The sequence below is a fragment of the Albimonas sp. genome (genome assembly GCF_055129145.1).
Genome location: NZ_JBSRTQ010000091.1, coordinates 1 through 18,145 on the forward strand (window position 1 = coordinate 1; position 18,145 = coordinate 18,145).

General features: G+C 69.6%; 18 protein-coding genes and 1 pseudogene. 6 read left to right on the forward strand and 13 right to left on the reverse strand.

All coding sequences use genetic code 11. The features are described from left to right. From ACTB72_RS14390 to yajC, 6 genes are all read right to left on the reverse strand, one after another. The coding region (locus ACTB72_RS14390; protein WP_463037691.1) for a superoxide dismutase at positions 1-324 on the reverse strand (324 nt) is incomplete at its 3' end. A gap of 268 nt (positions 325-592) precedes the next feature. After that, complete coding sequence (locus ACTB72_RS14395) at positions 593-967, reverse strand: Mth938-like domain-containing protein (protein ID WP_463037692.1); 375 nt, start codon at positions 965-967, stop codon at positions 593-595. Between the two features lie 71 nt (positions 968-1,038). Then, positions 1,039-1,800 (reverse strand): sulfite exporter TauE/SafE family protein, encoded by a 762-nt coding sequence (locus ACTB72_RS14400; RefSeq protein WP_463037693.1) that lies wholly within the window; start codon positions 1,798-1,800, stop codon positions 1,039-1,041. Positions 1,801-1,810: 10 nt separating this feature from the next. Next, entirely contained in the window at positions 1,811-2,767 is a 957-nt protein-coding gene (gene secF, locus ACTB72_RS14405) for a protein translocase subunit SecF (RefSeq protein ID WP_463037694.1), read from the reverse strand. Between the two features lie 15 nt (positions 2,768-2,782). Beyond that, positions 2,783-4,450, reverse strand: a complete 1,668-nt coding sequence (gene secD, locus ACTB72_RS14410) for a protein translocase subunit SecD (protein WP_463037695.1) — start codon at positions 4,448-4,450, stop codon at positions 2,783-2,785. Between the two features lie 123 nt (positions 4,451-4,573). After that, positions 4,574-4,912: a preprotein translocase subunit YajC gene (yajC, locus tag ACTB72_RS14415; RefSeq protein WP_463037696.1), complete on the reverse strand. Its 339-nt coding sequence runs from the start codon at positions 4,910-4,912 to the stop codon at positions 4,574-4,576. Positions 4,913-5,133: 221 nt separating this feature from the next. On the opposite strand from yajC, the gene ACTB72_RS14420 reads away from it, so the two are divergent. From ACTB72_RS14420 to ACTB72_RS14440, 5 genes are all read left to right on the forward strand, one after another. Beyond that, a complete protein-coding gene (locus tag ACTB72_RS14420) occupies positions 5,134-6,468 on the forward strand; it encodes a pentapeptide repeat-containing protein (RefSeq protein WP_463037697.1) in 1,335 nt (444 codons plus the stop codon). Positions 6,469-6,608: 140 nt separating this feature from the next. Then, a complete protein-coding gene (gene serS, locus ACTB72_RS14425; protein WP_463037698.1) occupies positions 6,609-7,901 on the forward strand; it encodes a serine--tRNA ligase in 1,293 nt (430 codons plus the stop codon). Between the two features lie 122 nt (positions 7,902-8,023). Continuing rightward, the gene (surE, locus tag ACTB72_RS14430; protein WP_463037699.1) at positions 8,024-8,827 is read left to right on the forward strand and encodes a 5'/3'-nucleotidase SurE; all 804 of its coding nucleotides are present in this window, start codon (positions 8,024-8,026) and stop codon (positions 8,825-8,827) included. After that, a complete protein-coding gene (locus ACTB72_RS14435) occupies positions 8,824-9,501 on the forward strand; it encodes a protein-L-isoaspartate(D-aspartate) O-methyltransferase (RefSeq protein WP_463037700.1) in 678 nt (225 codons plus the stop codon). Before surE ends, ACTB72_RS14435 begins: the two co-directional genes overlap by 4 nt. Before the next feature lie 66 nt (positions 9,502-9,567). Continuing rightward, positions 9,568-11,001 carry a LysM peptidoglycan-binding domain-containing protein gene (locus tag ACTB72_RS14440; protein WP_463037701.1) on the forward strand — a complete coding sequence of 478 codons (1,434 nt, stop codon included), beginning with the start codon at positions 9,568-9,570 and terminating at the stop codon, positions 10,999-11,001. A 63-nt stretch (positions 11,002-11,064) separates the two neighbouring features. Here ACTB72_RS14440 and ACTB72_RS14445 read toward each other — a convergent pair whose 3' ends face one another. From ACTB72_RS14445 to ACTB72_RS14475, 7 genes and pseudogenes are all read right to left on the reverse strand, one after another. After that, on the reverse strand, positions 11,065-11,898 hold the full coding sequence (locus ACTB72_RS14445; protein ID WP_463037708.1) for an ATP-binding protein: 834 nt from the start codon (positions 11,896-11,898) through the stop codon (positions 11,065-11,067). 59 nt (positions 11,899-11,957) lie between these two features. Then, on the reverse strand, positions 11,958-12,836 hold the full coding sequence (gene tatC / locus ACTB72_RS14450) for a twin-arginine translocase subunit TatC (RefSeq protein WP_463037702.1): 879 nt from the start codon (positions 12,834-12,836) through the stop codon (positions 11,958-11,960). 162 nt (positions 12,837-12,998) lie between these two features. Then, positions 12,999-13,478 carry a Sec-independent protein translocase protein TatB gene (gene tatB, locus ACTB72_RS14455; protein WP_463037703.1) on the reverse strand — a complete coding sequence of 160 codons (480 nt, stop codon included), beginning with the start codon at positions 13,476-13,478 and terminating at the stop codon, positions 12,999-13,001. 33 nt (positions 13,479-13,511) lie between these two features. Further along, entirely contained in the window at positions 13,512-13,727 is a 216-nt protein-coding gene (locus tag ACTB72_RS14460; RefSeq protein WP_463037704.1) for a twin-arginine translocase TatA/TatE family subunit, read from the reverse strand. 93 nt (positions 13,728-13,820) lie between these two features. Continuing rightward, positions 13,821-14,936 carry an ABC transporter ATP-binding protein gene (locus tag ACTB72_RS14465; protein ID WP_463037705.1) on the reverse strand — a complete coding sequence of 372 codons (1,116 nt, stop codon included), beginning with the start codon at positions 14,934-14,936 and terminating at the stop codon, positions 13,821-13,823. Between the two features lie 149 nt (positions 14,937-15,085). Next, a pseudogene (locus ACTB72_RS14470) lies at positions 15,086-15,496 on the reverse strand (GNAT family N-acetyltransferase); the annotation flags it as partial. Between the two features lie 148 nt (positions 15,497-15,644). Further along, the gene (locus tag ACTB72_RS14475; RefSeq protein WP_463037706.1) at positions 15,645-16,439 is read right to left on the reverse strand and encodes an SDR family oxidoreductase; all 795 of its coding nucleotides are present in this window, start codon (positions 16,437-16,439) and stop codon (positions 15,645-15,647) included. Between the two features lie 151 nt (positions 16,440-16,590). Between ACTB72_RS14475 and ACTB72_RS14480 the strand changes: the two genes are divergently transcribed. Next, on the forward strand, positions 16,591-18,145 hold a 1,555-nt coding region (locus tag ACTB72_RS14480), incomplete at its 3' end, for a peptide chain release factor 3 (RefSeq protein WP_463037707.1).

The following is an 18,145-nucleotide window of genomic DNA, read 5'->3' on the forward strand; positions in this document are numbered from 1 at the left end:
GAAGGCCTCGGTCAGCGCCTTCTCGACCTCGGAGGGCATGGGCTTGCCGCCCGGCGCCATCATCTCCCAGAACTGCGAGTGGTTCCAATGCTGGGAGGCGTTGTTGAACAGGCCCGACTGCGCGACGGCGGACTTGTCGTAGGTGCCGGTCACGATGTCTTCGACCGACTTGCCGGCCCATTCGGTGCCGTCGACCAGCTTGTTGAGCGTCTCGACATAGGTGTTGTGGTGGATGTCGTGGTGAAACTCGAGCGTTTCCTTGGACATGCCGGCATCGGCCAGCGCGTCGTGGGCGTAGGGCAGCGGGGGAAGAGTGAAAGCCATTTTGTATTGCTCCCGGTCGGGCGCGTGGGGTTCGCGCCGGTTTGATGATCCCGGCGGGGGTCGAGCCCCGCCCGGCGCGGCCCTCCGGGCCGCATCAGGGTCGTGCGCGGCCCGCGGGCCGCTTCGTATCGTCGGACGGGGGAGCGCGCGACGAGCGCGGCGCTCCATTCCGCCCTGTGGTGGATGTAGCCCTGCGGACCGGCTCGTCCAAGGGGGGGAGCCCGTGCGAAACCGTCGCCCCCGCCTGACGTGGCGCGAGCCCGAGGGCTCAGACCGCGATCAGCGCGGCGGCGACCCGGCGCCCCTCGGCCAGCAGCACGTTGAAGGTGCGGCATGCGGCGGCGGTGGACATCGGGTCGATGCCGATATTCGCCGCCTCGAAGGCGGCGCGCGCCTCGGCCGGCGGAAAGCCCACGTCGGCGCCCGCGCCCAGCAGCAGCACGTCGATCTCGCCGGCCTCGGCCAGAATCGGGGCGAGACCGGCCGCGTCGAGCCCCGAAAGCTCCGCCACCGCCCAGTCCTGCATCCCGCCCGGCAACAGCAGCTGGCTTCCCATCCGCTTCACGCCGCCGATGCGGAAGCCGCCGCCGCCATAGGATTCGATCGGCGGGCGGGCCTCGAAGTCGATCTCCAGCATGCGCATGGCCTGCTCTCCTCATTGCGCGACTCGGGGCGGAGCCTATGCCCCTTTCCCCCCGGCGCGAACCCCCGCCCTCAATCCCACAGCGGCAGCCCGGTCAGCGCCGCGCAGAAAATCAATCCGAAAGCGAGCCTCCGAAAGATCTCCGGCGGGGCCAGCGGAAACAGCTTTCGTCCCAGCGCCACCCCCGCCAGGAAAACCGGGGCCAGCGCCAGCCCCATCCCCACCGCCTCGATCCCGAAGAACCCGCGCTGCCACATCAGCGCCGCGGACACCACCGAGGCGCCCGCGAACAGCACCACGATATTGGCCCGCATCAGGGCCGGATCCGCCGCGCGCCCCAGATAGAACAGCACCACCGGCACTCCCGACAGGCCCGAGATCCCACCCATCAGCCCCGACGCCGCCCCCACCGGCGCGCCGATCCAGGGCCGGGCCCGGCCCCGCGCCCGCCAGCCCGACGCCAGCGCCATCGCCGCCCCCAGCGCCGCGAGGCACACGAACCACCGCAATATCTCGTTGGGAAGCGTCGCCAGCAGCCAGACCCCGACCGGCGCGCCGGCCAGCACGCCCGCCAGCATCAAGGAGACCTCGCGCCGCTCGCAGCGCCGCAGGCTCTCGCCCAGCATCGCGAAGGCGCCGAAGGCGTTGAACACCGTCAGGGTGGCCAGCGCCAGCGGGGCCGGCGCGAAGGCCGCGGCCACCGGCATGTAGACCAGCGCCACGCCGAAGCCCGAGAACCCCCGCACCACCCCCGCCGTCAGGCAGGCCAGCGCCAGCACCGGGAATTCCGGACGCGCGACCGCTGCGGTCAGCGCATCCGGAAACCAGCTCACGACCGCCGGCTCACACCTGGGCGCCGCCGAAATTGGTGCCGGCCGGCCCGGTCTTGTCCGGCTTCGACCAGTCCCGCTTCACGCCGGTGCGCAGCACCAGAACCGAGGCGATGAAGATCGAGGAATAGGTGCCGACCACGATCCCCCAGATCATCGCCAGCGTGAAGCCGCGGATCACCTCGCCCCCCAGCGCCCACAGCGCGATCAGCGCCACCAGCGTGGTGCCGGACGTCATCAGGGTCCGGCTCAGCGTCTCGTTGATCGAGAGGTCGAGCACCTCCTTCAGCGGCATCTGCTTGAACTTGCGCAGGTTCTCGCGGATCCGGTCGAAGACGATCACCGTGTCGTTGAGCGAATAGCCCACGATGGTCAGCAGCGCCGCGATGATCGACAGGTTGAATTCCAGACCGGTGATCGAGAACACGCCGATGGTCAGGATCACGTCATGCACCAGCGCCACCACCGCGCCGAGGGCGAACTGCCATTCGAACCTGAGCCAGATGTAGATCAGCATGCACATCACCGCGAGCCCCACCGCCAGCGCGCCCTGCTGGACCAGCTCGCCGGAGACCTTGGGGCCGACCACCTCGACCCGGCGGAACTCGATGCCGCCGACGGCCTCGGTCAGGGCCTTCTCGATGGCCGTGACCACCTGCATCTGGGCGTCGCCCTCGCCGTCCTGGGCCTCGATGCGGATCAGCACGTCGTTGGGCGCGCCGAATTCCTGCACCGCCACGCTGCCGAAGCCGAGGCTGCCGGCGGCGGATCGGATGGCGCCGACATCGGCCGGCCCCTCGGTCCGGGCCTCGATCATCACGCCGCCGCGGAAGTCGATGCCGAAGTTGAGGCCGATGGCGGCGGTGACCGCAAGGCTCGCGAGGATCATCAGCAGCGAGAAGCCGACCGCGATCTTGCGCACGCCCATGAAGTTGAAATGGGTGTCGTCGGGGATCAGTTTGAGGCGCATGTCCGTCGTCCCTTCTCAGACCGTCAGGGTCTTGGGCCGCGCGCGCGCGAACCAGAAGGCCACCATCAGGCGGGTGACCATGATCGCCGAGAACACCGACGTGACGATGCCCACGCCCAGCGTCACCGAAAAGCCCTTCACCGGGCCGGAGCCGAGCGCGAACAGCAGCACCGCGGCGATCAGGGTGGTGACGTTGGCGTCGACGATGGCGGTGAAGGCGCGTTCGTAGCCGGTTTCGATGGCCCGCGCCGGCGGCTTGCCGGCCCTGAGCTCCTCGCGGATGCGCTCGAAGATCAGCACATTGGCGTCGACCGCCATGCCGATGGTCAGCACGATGCCCGCGATGCCCGGCAGGGTCAGCGTCGCCCCGATCAGCGACAGCACCGCCAGCAGCAGGGCCACGTTGAAGATCAGCGCGATATTCGCATAGATCCCGAACATGCCGTAGCAGGCGAACATCACGATCAGCACCGCGGCGAAGGCCACCACCACCGCGATCTCGCCGGCCTCGATCGAATCCGCGCCCAGGTCAGGGCCGACCGTGCGCTGCTCCAGCACCGTGATCTCGGCCGGCAGCGCGCCGGCGCGCAGCAGGATCGAGAGGTTGGACGCGCTCTCCACGGTGAACGAGCCCGAGATCTGGCCGGAGCCCCCGGTGATCGGCTCGCGGATGTTGGGCGCGGTGATCACCTCGTTGTCGAGCACGATGGCGAAGGGCCGGTTGACGTTGGCCGCGGTCACTTCGCCGAAGCGCCGTGCGCCGGCGGCGTCGAAGCGGAAATTCACCACCGGCTCGCCGGTCCGGCTGTCGAAGCCGGGCTGCGCGTCGGTCAGCCGGTCGCCGGTGATCAGCGCCTGCCGCTCGACCAGATAGAACCGGGTCGGGTCGTTGGCGTCGGGCAGCTTGATCTGGTTGGGATCGGCATGGCCCTGCGCGTCCGTCACGCTGTCGACCATGTGGAAGGCGAGCTTGGCGGTCTTGCCGATGATCGCCAGCAGCTCTTCGGCCGAGCCGATGCCGGGCACCTGCACCAGGATGCGGTCGTCGCCCTGGCGCTGGATGGTCGGCTCGCGGGTGCCGGTCTCGTCGATGCGTCGGCGCACGATCTCGAGCGACTGCGCCATGGTGCGGTCGTCCATGGCCGCGATCGCGCCCTCGGTCAGCCGCACGGTCAGGGTCGGCCCGTCCACGTCCACCGCGATGTCCGGGCCGCCCGCGCCGAGCAGCCCGCCCGACACCGGCTGCGCCAGCTCGCGCAGCGCGTCGGCCGCGATCTCCGCCCCTTCCGGCTGCTCGAGCCGGATGGTCAGCGCCTGCGCCCCCTCGCGCCCGATGCGGCGGAACGGCCCCACCTGGTCGCGCAGGTCGCGCAGCGCGCTGCGCGCCTCGGGCCACAGCGCATCCAGCCTTTCGGCATGCACATCCGCGACCGCGACCTCCACCAGCAGATGCGCGCCGCCCCTCAGGTCCAGCCCGAGATTGACCAGCGACGAGGGCAGAAAGCTCGGCCAGGCCTCGGCGTCGGCCTCCAGCTCCGGCCCGGTCCGGCCGGCCTCGATGGCGGCGCGGGCGTCATTGGCGCGCTCGACGGTGGAATAGAAGGCGTTGGGCGCCGCGAAGATCACGCCGGCCGCGCAGATCAGCAGCACCAGCGCGGTCTTCCAGGCGGGATAGTGGAGCATCGGGTTCTCCGTCGCCACCGCGCGGGGCGCGGCGCGGGGTCATGGGGGCGGGGGGCGGGATGAGGCGCGACGCCCGCCCCCGCCCCCGGCCCGCGGCCGAGGGAGGGGTCCGGGCCGGTCGGCTCAGATCTTCTCGGCGGCCGGTTCGGTCTTGGAGACCACCTGGGCGATGGTGGCGCGCACCACCTTGACCTTCACGCCTTCGGCGATCTCCACCTCGATCTCGGCGTCGTCGTCCTTCACCCGCACGACCTTGCCCATCAGGCCGCCGCCGGTGATCACCTGGTCGCCGCGGCGCAGCGCGGCGAGCATGGCCTTGTGCTCCTTCGCCCGCTTCTGCTGGGGACGGATGATGAAGAAGTAAAAGATCACGAAGATCAGGACCAGCGGCACGAAGGAGCCGAGGCTCCCGAGCGGCCCGCCGGCGCCGGCGGTCTGAGCGTAGGCCGGGGTGATGAACATGCCGTCTCCTTGGGGTCGAGTCAGGGCGCGTCGCGGGGCGCGTCGCAGGGCGGATCTTGCTGCGGCGCCGGTCTGAAATGGGGTGCCCCACCCGGCCCGCAAGAGCGCGCGGACTATAGCCGCGGAGCCCCCCGATGCAAGGAGCCCCGACCGCGCGCTTCCCGCTGGCGCGTGACGTCGCCCCGAGGCAGGATGAGCGCCGGTTGAACGGGGGACGGATTTTGAGCGACGACCAGCGACCCAAGACCCGACGCTTCCCCTGGGACGTCTCCGACCGCTGGGCCGCCCGCTGCGCCGAGGCGGGCTACCCCGAAACCCTCGGCCACCTCGCCTATGTCCTGTGCCTGCTCGCCAGCCTCGCCCTTCTCTGGCTGGTGTTGGACCTCGGCATCGGCCTGATCTCCGCCGCCCGCAGCGCGCCCCTCTCCGACTCCGAGCAATTCCGCAACGTCGCCGTCTTCTTCGTGGCCCTGCTCTCCGCGCCCTTCGTGGTCTGGCGAGCGGTCACCGCCGACCGCGCCGCCAGCGCGGCGAGGCAGCAGGCCAAAACCGCCGAGACCACCAACATCACGTCGCGCATTAACGAAGCTGTGAAGATGCTCGGCACGGAGAAGACGCTGAATGAGGTGGTAATCGACCCCCACTCCAATCAACCTTCGCACACGGTCGAGCGCATCGTCCCCAACCTCGAAGTCCGCCTCGGCGCCCTCTACGCGCTGGAGCGCATCGCCCAGGACAGCCTCCGCGATCACGTCCCGATCATGGAGACTCTCTGCGCCTACATCCGCGAGAACTCCGAGAACCTCGAGGAACTCGCCCGCCCCCGTATCGACATCCTGACGGCCTTCACCATCCTTGGCCGTCGCGGCCTGGATCAGCGCGCGCAAGAGGCCATGCGAACCCCCCGCTACAACCCAGATCTCGGTGGCGCGAAGCTTGAGCGCAACGACCTTCGTGGCCTCGACCTACGAGGGATCAGCTTCGCAAGAAGTAAAATGGAAAGTGTGGCCCTCGACCTTGCTAGGATCGAAAGGGCAAACTTTGTTATGGCGGAAATGTCTGGAGCATCATTCAGCGAAGCGAATATGAAGGGAGCGATACTAATAGGAGCGAAATTGGATGGTGCAGACTTCACCTTAGCAGAGATTGATGGCGCTGGCTTCGGCGAAGCGAGCATGCGTGGCGCCTATTTGAATTGGATTACTCTATCTGAAATCGATTTTGAGAGGGTTTCCGTTGATGGCGCAGGGTTGCAATCAGGTGACTATAGTGAAGTATTGAAAATCACCCCATCAAAGGCCATGAAAATCTTCGCTGATGGATCGATATTGCTTCCAGAATTTGGTGATTTCGTGCGTCCGCCGCACTGGTGTGCTGAGAGGTTGAAAATTGCTGACTTCATCAGCCGCTGGCGCAACTGGCGCGAGCGGAATGGCCTGGCTTGGCCTCCGGCCGGCCATGCACTTGCCCGTCTAGGCGACCACCCCGCCACCCCCTTCGACTCCCCCGTCCAACCCCACGAAATCGACCCCGACTGGACCCCGTCCACCCAATAACCAACCCTTCCGCTCGGCATACGCCCGGTGCACGCGCGGTGCACGCATGTCACCCCCCCTTTCACACGCGCCTTTTCCTCCGCGCCCGGCTGTCGCATAACCCGCCCCATCCAGAGCGACTCGGACCCCCGGAGGCTCCCATGCACGACATCCGCCTGATCCGCGAAAACCCCGCCGCCTTCGACGCGGCGCTCTCCCGGCGTGGTGTAGCTTCGGTCTCGAAGTCTTTGCTCGACCTCGACGAATCCCGTCGCGCCGCCATCCTCGCCGCCGAGACCGCCCTCGCCGACCGCAACGCCGCGTCGAAGGAAATCGGCGCCGCCAAGGCCCGCGGCGACACCGAAGCGTTCGAGCGCCTCCGCGCCCTCGTCTCCGCCAAGAAGGACGAGATCGCCCGGCTGGAGGAAGAGGCCAAACTCGCCGAAGAAACCCTTCGCAACCAGTTGATGTCGCTCCCGAATCTCCCGCTGGACTCGATCCCTGACGGCCGGGACGAGAACGACAATGTCGAGATGAGACGCTGGGGCGCCCCCCGCGCCTACGACTTTGTTCCCAAAGAGCATTTCGACATCGCCGAGCCGATGGGTCTGATGGATTTCGACGCCGCCGCCAAACTCTCCGGCGCCCGCTTCGTGGTCCTCACCGGCCCCCTCGTCCGCCTCCATCGGGCGCTGGCCCAATACATGGTCGACACCCATGTCGACCGCCACGGCCTGACCGAGGCCTGGACCCCCGTCCTCGTGCGCGACGAGGCGATGATCGGCACCGGCCAACTCCCTAAATTCGCTGAAGATTCCTACCGCACCGACAACGGCTGGTGGCTGATCCCCACCGCCGAAGTGACCCTCACCAACCTCGTCGCCGGCGAGATCCTGACCGCCGAGACCCTCCCCCGCCGCTATGCCGCCCACACCCAGTGCTTCCGCTCCGAAGCCGGTTCCGCCGGCCGCGACACCCGCGGCATGCTCCGCCAGCACCAGTTCGAGAAGGTGGAGATGGTCTCCATCACCCGCCTCGAAGACGGCGAGGCGGAGCTGGAGCGCATGACCCGTTGCGCCGAGAGCATCCTCGAAGACCTTGAACTGCCTTACAGAACCATGGCGCTCTGCGCCGGGGACATGGGCTTCGGCGCGCGCCGCACCCATGACATCGAAGTCTGGCTGCCGGGCCAGGACCGCTATCGCGAGATCTCGTCCTGCTCCTATTGCGGCGACTTCCAGGCCCGTCGCATGAACGCCCGCCATCGCCCTGAGGCGGAAGCGAAACCCGAGTTCGTGGCCACCCTCAACGGCTCCGGCCTCGCGGTCGGGCGCACCTTGATCGCGGTGATCGAGAACCATCAGGACGCCGAGGGCGGCGTCTCCATCCCCGAAGTCCTGCGCCCGCGCATGAACGGCGCGTCGCGGATCACGCCGCAGGGGACGCTCGCCTGATCGAAACGTCCGGAAAGGGGCGGGAAGCGACGCCCGCCCCGCTGGACCTGACGCGCTCGCAAAGCTATGTGTCGCGGGTGCATCATCGGTCCCGGAACGGTCCGGGTCCCATCGGGGGCTCCATGCGAATTCTGATCACCAACGACGACGGCATCACCGCGCCCGGCCTGAAGGCGGCCGAGGACATCGCGCTCGCGATCGCGGGGCCGGACGGCGAAGTCTGGACGGTCGCTCCGGAAAGCGAGCAGTCCGCCGTATCTCATTGCATCTCTTATACGAAGCCGATGCGCGTGACCCAGCTGGGGCCGCGGCGCTTCGCCGTCGACGGCTCGCCGGCCGATTGCGTGATCATGGCGCTCGGCCATGTCATGCACCGCGCGCTCCCCGATCTGATCCTGTCGGGCGTGAACCGCGGCTTCAACGTGGCCGAGGACATCTCCTATTCCGGCACCGTCGCCGGCGCCCGCGAAGGCGCCTTGCAGCGCATCCGCTCGATCGCGCTCAGCCAGGCCTATGCGCCCGGCATGGACGAGGGCGACCTCTTCGAGGCCGCCCGCCGCGCCGGCCCCGGCGTGGTGCGCAAGGTGCTCGACATGCCCTGGGACCCGCTTCACGGCTACGGGATCTTCTACAACGTCAACTTCCCGCCCTGCTCCGGCGACAAGGTGAAGGGCGTGCGCGCCGCCCGTCAGGGCCGCCGGCCCGACAACGCCTTTCGCGCGCAGGAGGAGGTCGCCCCCAACGGCCGCAGCTATTACTGGCTGGCCCATGGCCGCGGCAACGAGGAATGCGAGGACGACACCGACGCGCGGCTCGGCAGCCAGGGCTGGGTCACCGTGACCCCGTTGCGCGCCGACGTCACCGCCCATGATGCGGTCGAGGACGTGGCCCGCGCGCTCGCCGCGACGGAGCCCGCCTCCGCATGAGCCCCAACGCGCGGATCGAAGCCGAAGGCACGCCGGAGCAGCGCATGCAGCTGATCTTCGCGCTGCGTTCGCATGGCGTCACCGATCCGCGCGTGCTAGATGCGTTCGAAAAGACCCCGCGCGCCGCCTTCCTCGACCGGTCGTTCAAGGACCGGGCGTGGGAGGATCTGCCGCTGCCCATCGCCTGCGGGCAGACCATATCCCAGCCTTCCGTGGTCGGGCAGATGACCCAGGCGCTGAACGTCACCTCGCGCTGCAAGGTGCTGGAGATCGGGGCGGGCTCGGGCTACCAGGCGGCGATTCTCGCCCGCCTCGCCCGCCGGGTCTATTCGCTGGAACGCCACCGCCCGCTCGCCCGTCAGGCGCGGGAGGTGGTGGAGCGTCGGCTCGGGCTCGCCAATGTCTCGATCATGACCGCCGACGGGGCGCTCGGCCTGCCTGATCAGGCCCCGTTCGACCGCATCCTGCTGACCGCGGCGGCGGAGGACGTGCCCTCCCTGCTGCTCTCCCAGCTGCGGGTCGGCGGGATCATGGTTCTGCCGGTGGGCCAGTCCGACGAAATGCAGCAGCTTCTGCGCATCGAGAAGACGGCCGAGGGCCCTATCTATTCCGAACTGTCGCCGGTCCGCTTCGTCCCCCTCCTGGAGGGCGTGGCCGAGGATATGGATAACTGAGCGGAGCCTGCGGGTCCGGCCGGAAGGCCGGAGAGCCGCGCCGCCTCAAGGACACGCAAGGTAGCCATGACCCGAATTCACATCGCCCCGCAGGTTTTCCCCGCCGCCGACGCCGCGTCGGCCTGGCGCGGGATCCGTCCCGCGACCTCCGTCGCGCTGGCGCTGGCGCTGGCCGCGCTGGTCGCCGGCTGCGGCGGCGGGGAGGCGCCGGAGACGGCGAGCCCGTCCGTCCCGTCCTCGCGCAGCGCCCCTGCGGCCCCGCGCGGCATCGAGTCGGCCGAACCGGATTCGCGCGGCGTGGTCGTGCGCCCCGACTATGCCGGGATCATCGCGCGCAGCGGCGACACGGTGCAGGCGATGGCCTCGCGGGTCGGGGTCTCGGCCGCCGAGCTCGCGGCCTATAACGGCCTGCCCACCTCCTACCTGCCCAAGCCCGGCGACGAGTTGGTGCTGCCGCCGCGCGCCGGCGGCTATGGAGGTTCCGCCGGCTATTCGCCGGTGAGCCGGAGCCAGGGCGAGGCGACGCTGGATTCGCTGTCCTCGCCGCTGTCGGAGCCCACGCCCACCGCAGCGTCGACCTCGTCGGCGTCGCCATCGCCCGCGGCGACGGCGGGAAGCGACGGCTGGTCGCCGGCGCTGGTCGCCGGCGCGCTGGACGGGGATTCGAGCCCCGGCGTCGGCTCAGGCACCCTGGTCGCCGCCGGGGGCGACCCCAACAAGGTCGGCTATCACGATGTGAGATCCGGCGAGACGGTTTATTCCATCGCCCGCATCTATGGCGTGTCGCCCGAGGCGCTGATCAGCTGGAACGCGCTGTCGGGGCCCAATTACGCCGTCGCCCCCGGCCAGGTGCTGGTGATCCCCAGCCCCTCGGCCCGGGTCGGGACCGGGACCGCGGCGATCGCCGTTCCGGGCGCGTCCTCCGACGCGCCGCCGCCGCCGAGCGCCGGGGCCCCCCTGCCCCGCGACACGCAGGCCGCCCAGCCGCTGGCCTCGCCCGATCTGAAGCGATACCAGAGCGATCCCGCCGCGCCGGCGTCCGCACCGACGCGGCCGACCGAAATCGCCTCCGCACCGGCCCCGGCCGACGCGGCCGCGGCCGCGAAGCCGCGCGCGGTGTCGGCTCCGGCGCCGGGCAAGTTCCTGCGCCCGGTCCCGGGTCAGGTCGTCTCCAAGTTCAGTCCGGGCGGCGGGGCGAGCCGCAACGATGGCGTCGACTTCGCCGCCTCGGCCGGCGACGCGGTGCGCGCGGCGGGCGACGGCGTCGTGGCGCTGGTGTCCAAGTCTCTGGGCGAGTGGGGGAACATCGTGCTGGTCCGCCACGAGGGCGATCTGATGACCGTCTACAGCCGGATGGGCGAAGTGGATGTGGTCAAGGGCGCCCCGGTGCGCGCCGGCGACGTGCTGGGCGACGTGGCCCCGGCGTCGGGCGGCGCCGCGACGCTGCATTTCGAAGTGCGGCGCGGGGCCTTCTCCGAGAACCCCGAAGCGTTCTTCTGACGCGGCGGATGTCTGAAAAGGGCGCGGCCCCAACGGGCCGCACGGGGGCCGAAGCGTGGGCGATCAACCCAGCTTCAGGCCCCGCCGGCCGGCCAGGTCGGTGACGAACTGCCAGGCCACGCGGCCCGACACGGCGCCGCGGGTCTGGCGCCACTCGATCGCCTCGGCGCGCAGGTCGTCGTCGGAGATCTCGATCCCGTAGGCGTCGCAATAGCCGCGCACCATGGCCAGGTACTGGTCCTGCGTGCCCTGGTGAAACCCCAGCCACAGCCCGAACCGGTCCGACAGGCTCACCTTCTCCTCGGTCGCTTCCGAGGGGTTGATGGCGGTCGAGCGCTCGTTCTCGATCATGTCGCGCGGCATCAGGTGGCGACGATTCGACGTGGCGTAGAAAATCACGTTCTCGGGCCGCCCCTCGACCCCGCCATCCAGCACCGCCTTCAGCGACTTGTAATGCGCGTCGTCCTTGTCGAAGCTCAGGTCGTCGCAGAAGAGCACGAAGCGGCGGTCGGAAGCGGCCCGCAGGTGCCCCAGCAGACGCCCGACGGAGGGGATGTCCTCGCGCTGGATCTCCACCAGGATCAGCGGGTTGTCGCGGCCTTCGTTGACCCGGGCATGCGCCGCCTTCACCAGGCTCGACTTGCCCATGCCGCGCGCGCCCCACAGCAACGCGTTGTTCGCGGCCAACCCGTCGGCGAAACGCGCGGTGTTCTCCAGCAGGGTGTCGCGCGAGCGGTCGATGCCGACCAGCAGATCGAGCCCGACCCGGCTGACCTGCGGCACCGGCGTCAGCCGATCCGGCGAGGCGTGCCAGACGAAGACGTCGGCGGCGGCGAAGTCAGGGGCGGAAAGCGGCGGCGGGCTCATCCGCTCCAGCGCCGCGACCAGGCGGGTCATCAGATCCTCGCCCTTGGTCGCCTGATCCTCGAGCGCGGTCAGCGGGCGGCCGAAACCGGTCATTTGCGTTCCTCCGCCGCGGCATGGGTCTCGTCGTCCGCTTCCTCGTCGTCGTCCCCGTTCTCCTCGTCGTCGTCATCCTCGAACTCCGCCTCTTCGCGGGCGCGTCGGCGCTCGGACATGCGGACCAGGAAGATCGAGATCTCGTAGAGCAGATAGACCGGGATGCCGAGGCCGAGCTGGCTGAGCGGGTCCGGCGGGGTCAGGATCGCGGCCGCCGCCGCGATCGCGACCACCGCGTATTTGCGGGTGCGCGCGAGGCCCGCGGCCGACACCAGCCCCGCCCGCCCCATCAGGGTCAGCAGCACCGGCAGCTGGAAGCAGATGCCGAAGGCCAGCAGGAAGGTCATCATGATGTCGAGATATTCCCGGACCTTGCCGAGGAATTCCGTCGAGGTGACGACGCCGTCGTCCACCCCGGTATTGGTGCCGTAATCGAGGAAGAACCCGAAGGCCATCGGCGCCACGAAGAAGTAGACGAGGCACGAGCCCATGATGAACAGGACCGGCGTCGCCACCAGGAACGGCCAGAACGCCTTCTGCTCGTTGCGGTAAAGGCCGGGCGCCACGAACTTCCAGATCTGCATGGCGATGATCGGGAAGGCGAGGAACACGCCGCCGAACATCGCGATGCGCAGGTCGGTGAAGAACTTCTCCTGCAGGGCGGTGTAGATCAGCCGCGGTTCCATGCCGCGGTCGACGAGCGCGTTGTGCAGCGGGCCGGTGAGGATGTCGAAGATCTGCGTGGCGAAGATGAAGCAAACGATCATCGTCGCGCCGACGCCGAGCAGCGAATAGATCAGCCGGGTCCGCAGTTCGGTCAGGTGCTCGATCAGGGGCGCCTTGGAGGCGTCCATCTCGTCATCGGTCTCGCTCATCGGCGGGGTATCACCCTCTCGGACGGGCGCCGGACGGGCCGGGCCCCGCGTCGCGCGTCGGCGCGACTGACGTGACAGGGAGGCGACAGGGCGCGACCCTCATGGATGGGCCGCGCAGAACGTGCGCGTCCCGGATCGGGCGGCCGCGCCCGGCGGCCGGTATCAGACCGAGCCCTGGGCTTTGGGCTCAGGGGCGTCGGGCTTGGGCGCGACCGCAGATGCAGCGGCGGGGGTCGGACCGGCCTCGGCCGCCTTGGCGGCGGCGCGCGCCTCCGCCGCGGCCTTCTCGGCTTCCCATTGCCGGTTCGCCGCAGCATCCGCGGCGTCGAGCGAGCCCGGTTCGGGCGTCGCGGCCTTCGCCTTGTCCTCTCCGTTCAGAACCTTCTCCGCGTATTTCCGCGGCGCCCCGGTCCCGATCTTGCGATTCCAGTCGGTCATCGACTTCTGCATCTCGCGCAGATCCTTGAAGTCCGAGCCATCGGCCGCGTCCTCCATGGTGCGCTGGAAATCGCGCGCCATGCGGCGCGCCTTGGACACGACCTGACCGAGGGTGCGGAGCATCCCCGGAAGGTCCTTCGGGCCAACCACGATCAGGGCGAGAGAGCCGATGATCAGGAGCTCGGACCAGCCGATATCGAACATGAATGTCGCCCTCCGAAGGCCGCGTCAGGGGCCTCAGGCGTCCTTCTTCTCACCATTGGGGGTCACGTCGACGGCATCCTCGCCGTGGCGCTCGACCTTGCGGGACGGCTCGTCGTCGTCGGCCATGCCCTTCTTGAAGCTCTTGATGCCCTTGGCGACGTCGCCCATGACGCCGGAGATCTTGCCCCTGCCGAACAGGAGCACGATGAGGACGACGACGATCAGGATCTGCCAGATGCTCGGGGCCATGGCCCTGCCTCCCTTTCCGCTTGGCCGCGCGAAGGCGCAGCCTGTCATTCGCACATGTATTGGATCGCGCGGCCCGGTTGAAGCCCCGATCGATCATTCATGCGTTCGCGCCGCGTTCGGGGCCGCAGAATTCCCGGTTGGAAACACGAAGCAGCGATCACGGCGCAGAGAAAGCCAGAGGCCCGCGCCCTTCTGCGGCAGCCAGGCCCCGGGCACCGTGGCGCGTAGGATCGAGCCGTCATGCGCCATCCGCACCTCGATCAGGCTTTCGGAGCCCATGAAACGGGCCCGCTCGACCCGTCCATGCGCCGGCAGGCCGGTGGCGGGGCCGGGTTTCGGCGGGCCCGCGCCGATGTCGGCGTCGATCTTCAGGTGCTGCGGACGGATCACGATGTCGACATCGCACCCATCCTCGAGGCCGGGCGTGAGGAACCGGCCGAAGGGCGTCTCGGTCTGCCGGTCGCGCGCCCGCGCCCGGATCACGTTGAGGTCGGAGAAGAACGCCGCCGCCTTCAGGTCGGCGGGATGATTGTAGATGTGATAGGGCGCGCCGACCTGCACGATCCGCCCGTCGCGCATCAGCGCGATGCGGTCGGCCATGCGCATCGCCTCCTCCGGCTCATGCGTCACCAGCAGCACCCCCGCCCCTTCGGCCTTCAGCACCGAGAGCGTCTCGTCGCGCACTTCGTCGCGCAGCCGCTTGTCGAGCCCGGAGAACGGCTCGTCCATCAGCATCGCCCGCGGCCGGGGGGCGAGCGCACGGGCGAGCGCCACGCGCTGCTGCTCGCCGCCCGACAGCTGGTGAGGGTACTTCCGGCCATAGCCCGCGAGCCCGACGCGTTCCAGCAGCGTCTCGGCCCGGGCGCGCTCGGACCGGGGGATGCCGAAGCCGACATTCTCGGCCACCGTCAGATGCGGGAAGAGGGCGAAGTCCTGAAACACCAGGCCGACGCCGCGCCTTTCGGGCGGGGCGTGGCGGGCGCCGTCGGAAACCGCGGCGCCGTCGAGCCAGACCTCGCCGCGATCCTGCCGCTCCACCCCGGCCGCGATGCGCAGCGTGGTCGACTTGCCGCAGCCCGAGGGGCCGAGCAGGCACAGGATCTCGCCCGGCGCGATCTCCACCGACACGTCGTCGACCACGATCCGCCCCTCATAGGCATGATGCAGTCCGCGCAGCGCGAGCCGCGGTGCGGCGGCGGCGGCGGTCATGACCGGCTGTCGGAAAAGGGCGTCACGGGCGGCGGCTCACGGGTCGGGCGGCTCCTTGGCCTGGGGACCTGGTTCGGGGGGCGGAGAAACCCGACCAAATCGCTCAGCAGCGCCTAGCAACCGTGGCGGGCGGAGGCAAGGTTGCGGGATCAGACCGAGCGCCGCATGGCGACGCGGGTGGCCGGATCGAAGCCGAGGGCGGCGAGCCGCGCCGTCTCCGCACGGCAGATCTCGGGCGCGTCTTCGGGCGCGAGGGGGCGGAACCCCATCCGTGCGTAGGCGGGCGCGTTCCAGGCGATATTGGCGAAGGTGGTCAGGCTGAGCCCGGTCAGCCCCCGCCCCCGCGCCAGTCCCGCGGCGTGGTCGAGCAGCCCCCGCGCCAGCCCGCGCCGTTGAAAGCGCGGCGCGACGTCGAGCTCGGCCACATGCAGGTCCGGGGCGGCGGTCACGAACCAGGCGAAGCCGGCGATCCCGCCGCCCTCGCCGGGTTCGATGACGAAGAGCTCGCCCCGCTCCGCCGCCGCCACGTGGACGGCGGGGGGGCGGGGCCGGGCGCGCGGCCACGGCCGGTTGCGGGCTGTCGCGGAACTGCCGCGTGCAGAGCGCCTCGATGGCCGCGCAGGCCACCGCGTCGCCCGCGCCCCCGCGCCGGATCACGGCCGGGCGATGGCCGAGCCCGCTCATCGCCGCGCCCCGCTCATCTCCGGCTCACGTGGTCGAGTTGAACGCCCCGCCGTCGAGCAGGATGTTCTGGCCGACCATGAACCGCACGTAGTCCGAGCAGAGGAACGCGCAGGTCTGCCCGAAATCCTCCGGCGTGCCGATCGCCTTGGTGGGCAGCGAGGCGGCGCGGGCGGCGGTCACCTCCTCCACCGATTTGCCCGACGCCTTGGCCTCGTTGGCCGACAGATTGGCGATGCGGTCGGTGGCATGGGCGCCCGGCAGCAGGTTGTTGATGATCACCCCATGCTGGGCGACCTGGCGCGAGGTGCCCGCCACATAGCCGGTGAGCCCCGCGCGCGCCGCGTTGCTCAGCCCCAGGATCGGGATCGGCGAGCGGACGGAGGCGGAGGTGATGTTGACGATCCGGCCCCATTTCTTCTCGATCATGCCGGGCAGCACCGCCTTGATCAGCGCGATGGGCGTCAGCATGTTGCCGTTGAGCGCCTTCTCCCAGTCCGCGCGCTCCCAGTCCGACCACATCCCCGGGGGCGGGCCGCCGGCGTTGTTGACCAGGATGTCGACGGCGCCGCCGGCCATCTCGTTGGCCTGGCCGACCAGCTCGGCCTGCACCGCGTTGGTGGTCACGTCGCCGGGGACGATGACGACCTGCACCTGATGGGCGCTCCGGATCGCGTCGGCGGTGGCGGCAAGCGCCTCCTCGCCGCGGGCGTTGAGCACCAGGTTCACCCCGGCCTCGGCCAGCGCCTGGGCGCTGCCCTTGCCCAGCCCCTTCGAGCTCGCGCATACGATGGCGGTCTTGCCGCGAATGCCCAGATCCATGTCGTCCTCCCGCTGACGTGTCGATTTCGCGGCGAACCCTAGGCCGCGGCCGCGGGCCGGGCAACCCGGGCCGGAGGCGGACGGCCGAACGGCTCGCCCGACGCGCCGACCCCGCTTGCCGCGGCCGCGCCCCGCCCCTATACCGCGCGCCATGCAGGATCTTGCTCACAACGCCCCCGTGCTCCCCCCGGAGATCGCCCGCCGGCGCACCTTCGCGATCATCTCGCATCCCGATGCGGGCAAGACCACGCTGACCGAAAAGCTGCTGCTTTACGGCGGCGCGATCCAGATGGCCGGCCAGGTGCGCGCCAAGGGCGAGGCCCGGCGCACCCGCTCCGACTTCATGAAGATGGAGATGGAGCGCGGGATTTCGGTCTCCGCCTCCGCCATGTCGTTCGAGTGGAACGGGACCTGGTTCAACCTGGTCGACACGCCGGGCCACGACGATTTCTCCGAGGACACCTACCGCGTGCTGACCGCGGTGGACGCCGCGATCATGGTGATCGACGGCGCCAAAGGCGTTGAGTCGCAAACCAGGAAACTCTTCGAGGTCTGCCGGCTGCGCGACATGCCGATCCTGACCTTCTGCAACAAGATGGACCGCGAAAGCCGCGACACCTTCGAGATCATCGACGAGATCCAGGAGATGCTGGCCATCGACGTGGCCCCCGCCTCCTGGCCCGTCGGCATGGGCCGCGATTTCGTCGGCGCCTACGACCTGCTGCGCGACCGCATGAACGTGATGGACCGCGCCGACCGCAACGTGCGCGGCGAAAGCCTTTCGATCTCGAATATTTCGGACCCGAGGCTCGCTGAGAAGATGAGCCCGGACCAGTTCGAGACCCTGCAGACCGAGGTCGAGATGGCCCGCGGCCTGTTGCCGAAATTCGACGCCAAGGCGTTCCGCGAAGGCACGATGAGCCCGATCTGGTTCGGCTCGGCGCTGAACTCGTTCGGGGTGCAGGAGCTGATCCAGGGCCTGTCGGATTTCGCGCCGCCGCCGCAGCCGCGTCCGGCCGAGCCTAGACAGGTTTCGCCCGAGGAATCAAAGGTCTCCGGCTTTGTCTTCAAGGTCCAGGCCAACATGGACCCCAAGCATCGCGACCGGGTCGCCTTCCTGCGGCTCTGCTCGGGCCACTTCAAGCGCGGCATGAAGCTGACCCATGTGCGGTCCGGGAAACCGATGGCGATCTCCAACCCGGTCATGTTTCTCGCCTCCGAACGCGAGGTGCTCGACGACGCCTGGGCCGGCGACATCATCGGCATCCCGAACCACGGCCAGCTGCGCATCGGCGACGCGCTGACCGAGGGCGAGGACCTGCGCTTCACCGGCATCCCCGCCTTCGCGCCGGAGCTGCTGCAGACCTGCCGCGCCGGCGACCCGATGAAGGCCAAGCATCTCGACAAGGCCCTGATGCAGTTCGCCGAAGAAGGCGCGGCCAAGATCTTCAAGCCGATGATCGGCTCCGGCTACATCGTCGGCGTGGTCGGCCAGCTGCAGTTCGAAGTGCTGGCGAGCCGGATCGAGCAGGAATACGGCCTGCCCGTGCGCTTCGAGCCGACCCAGTTCTCCGGCGCCCGCTGGATCCACGGGCCGCGCGAGGCGGTGGAGGCGTTCATGAAGGCCAACAAGGGCCATATGGCCGAGGACAATGACGGCGATCCGGTCTACATGACCCGCCTGCAATGGGACCTCGACCGGGTGG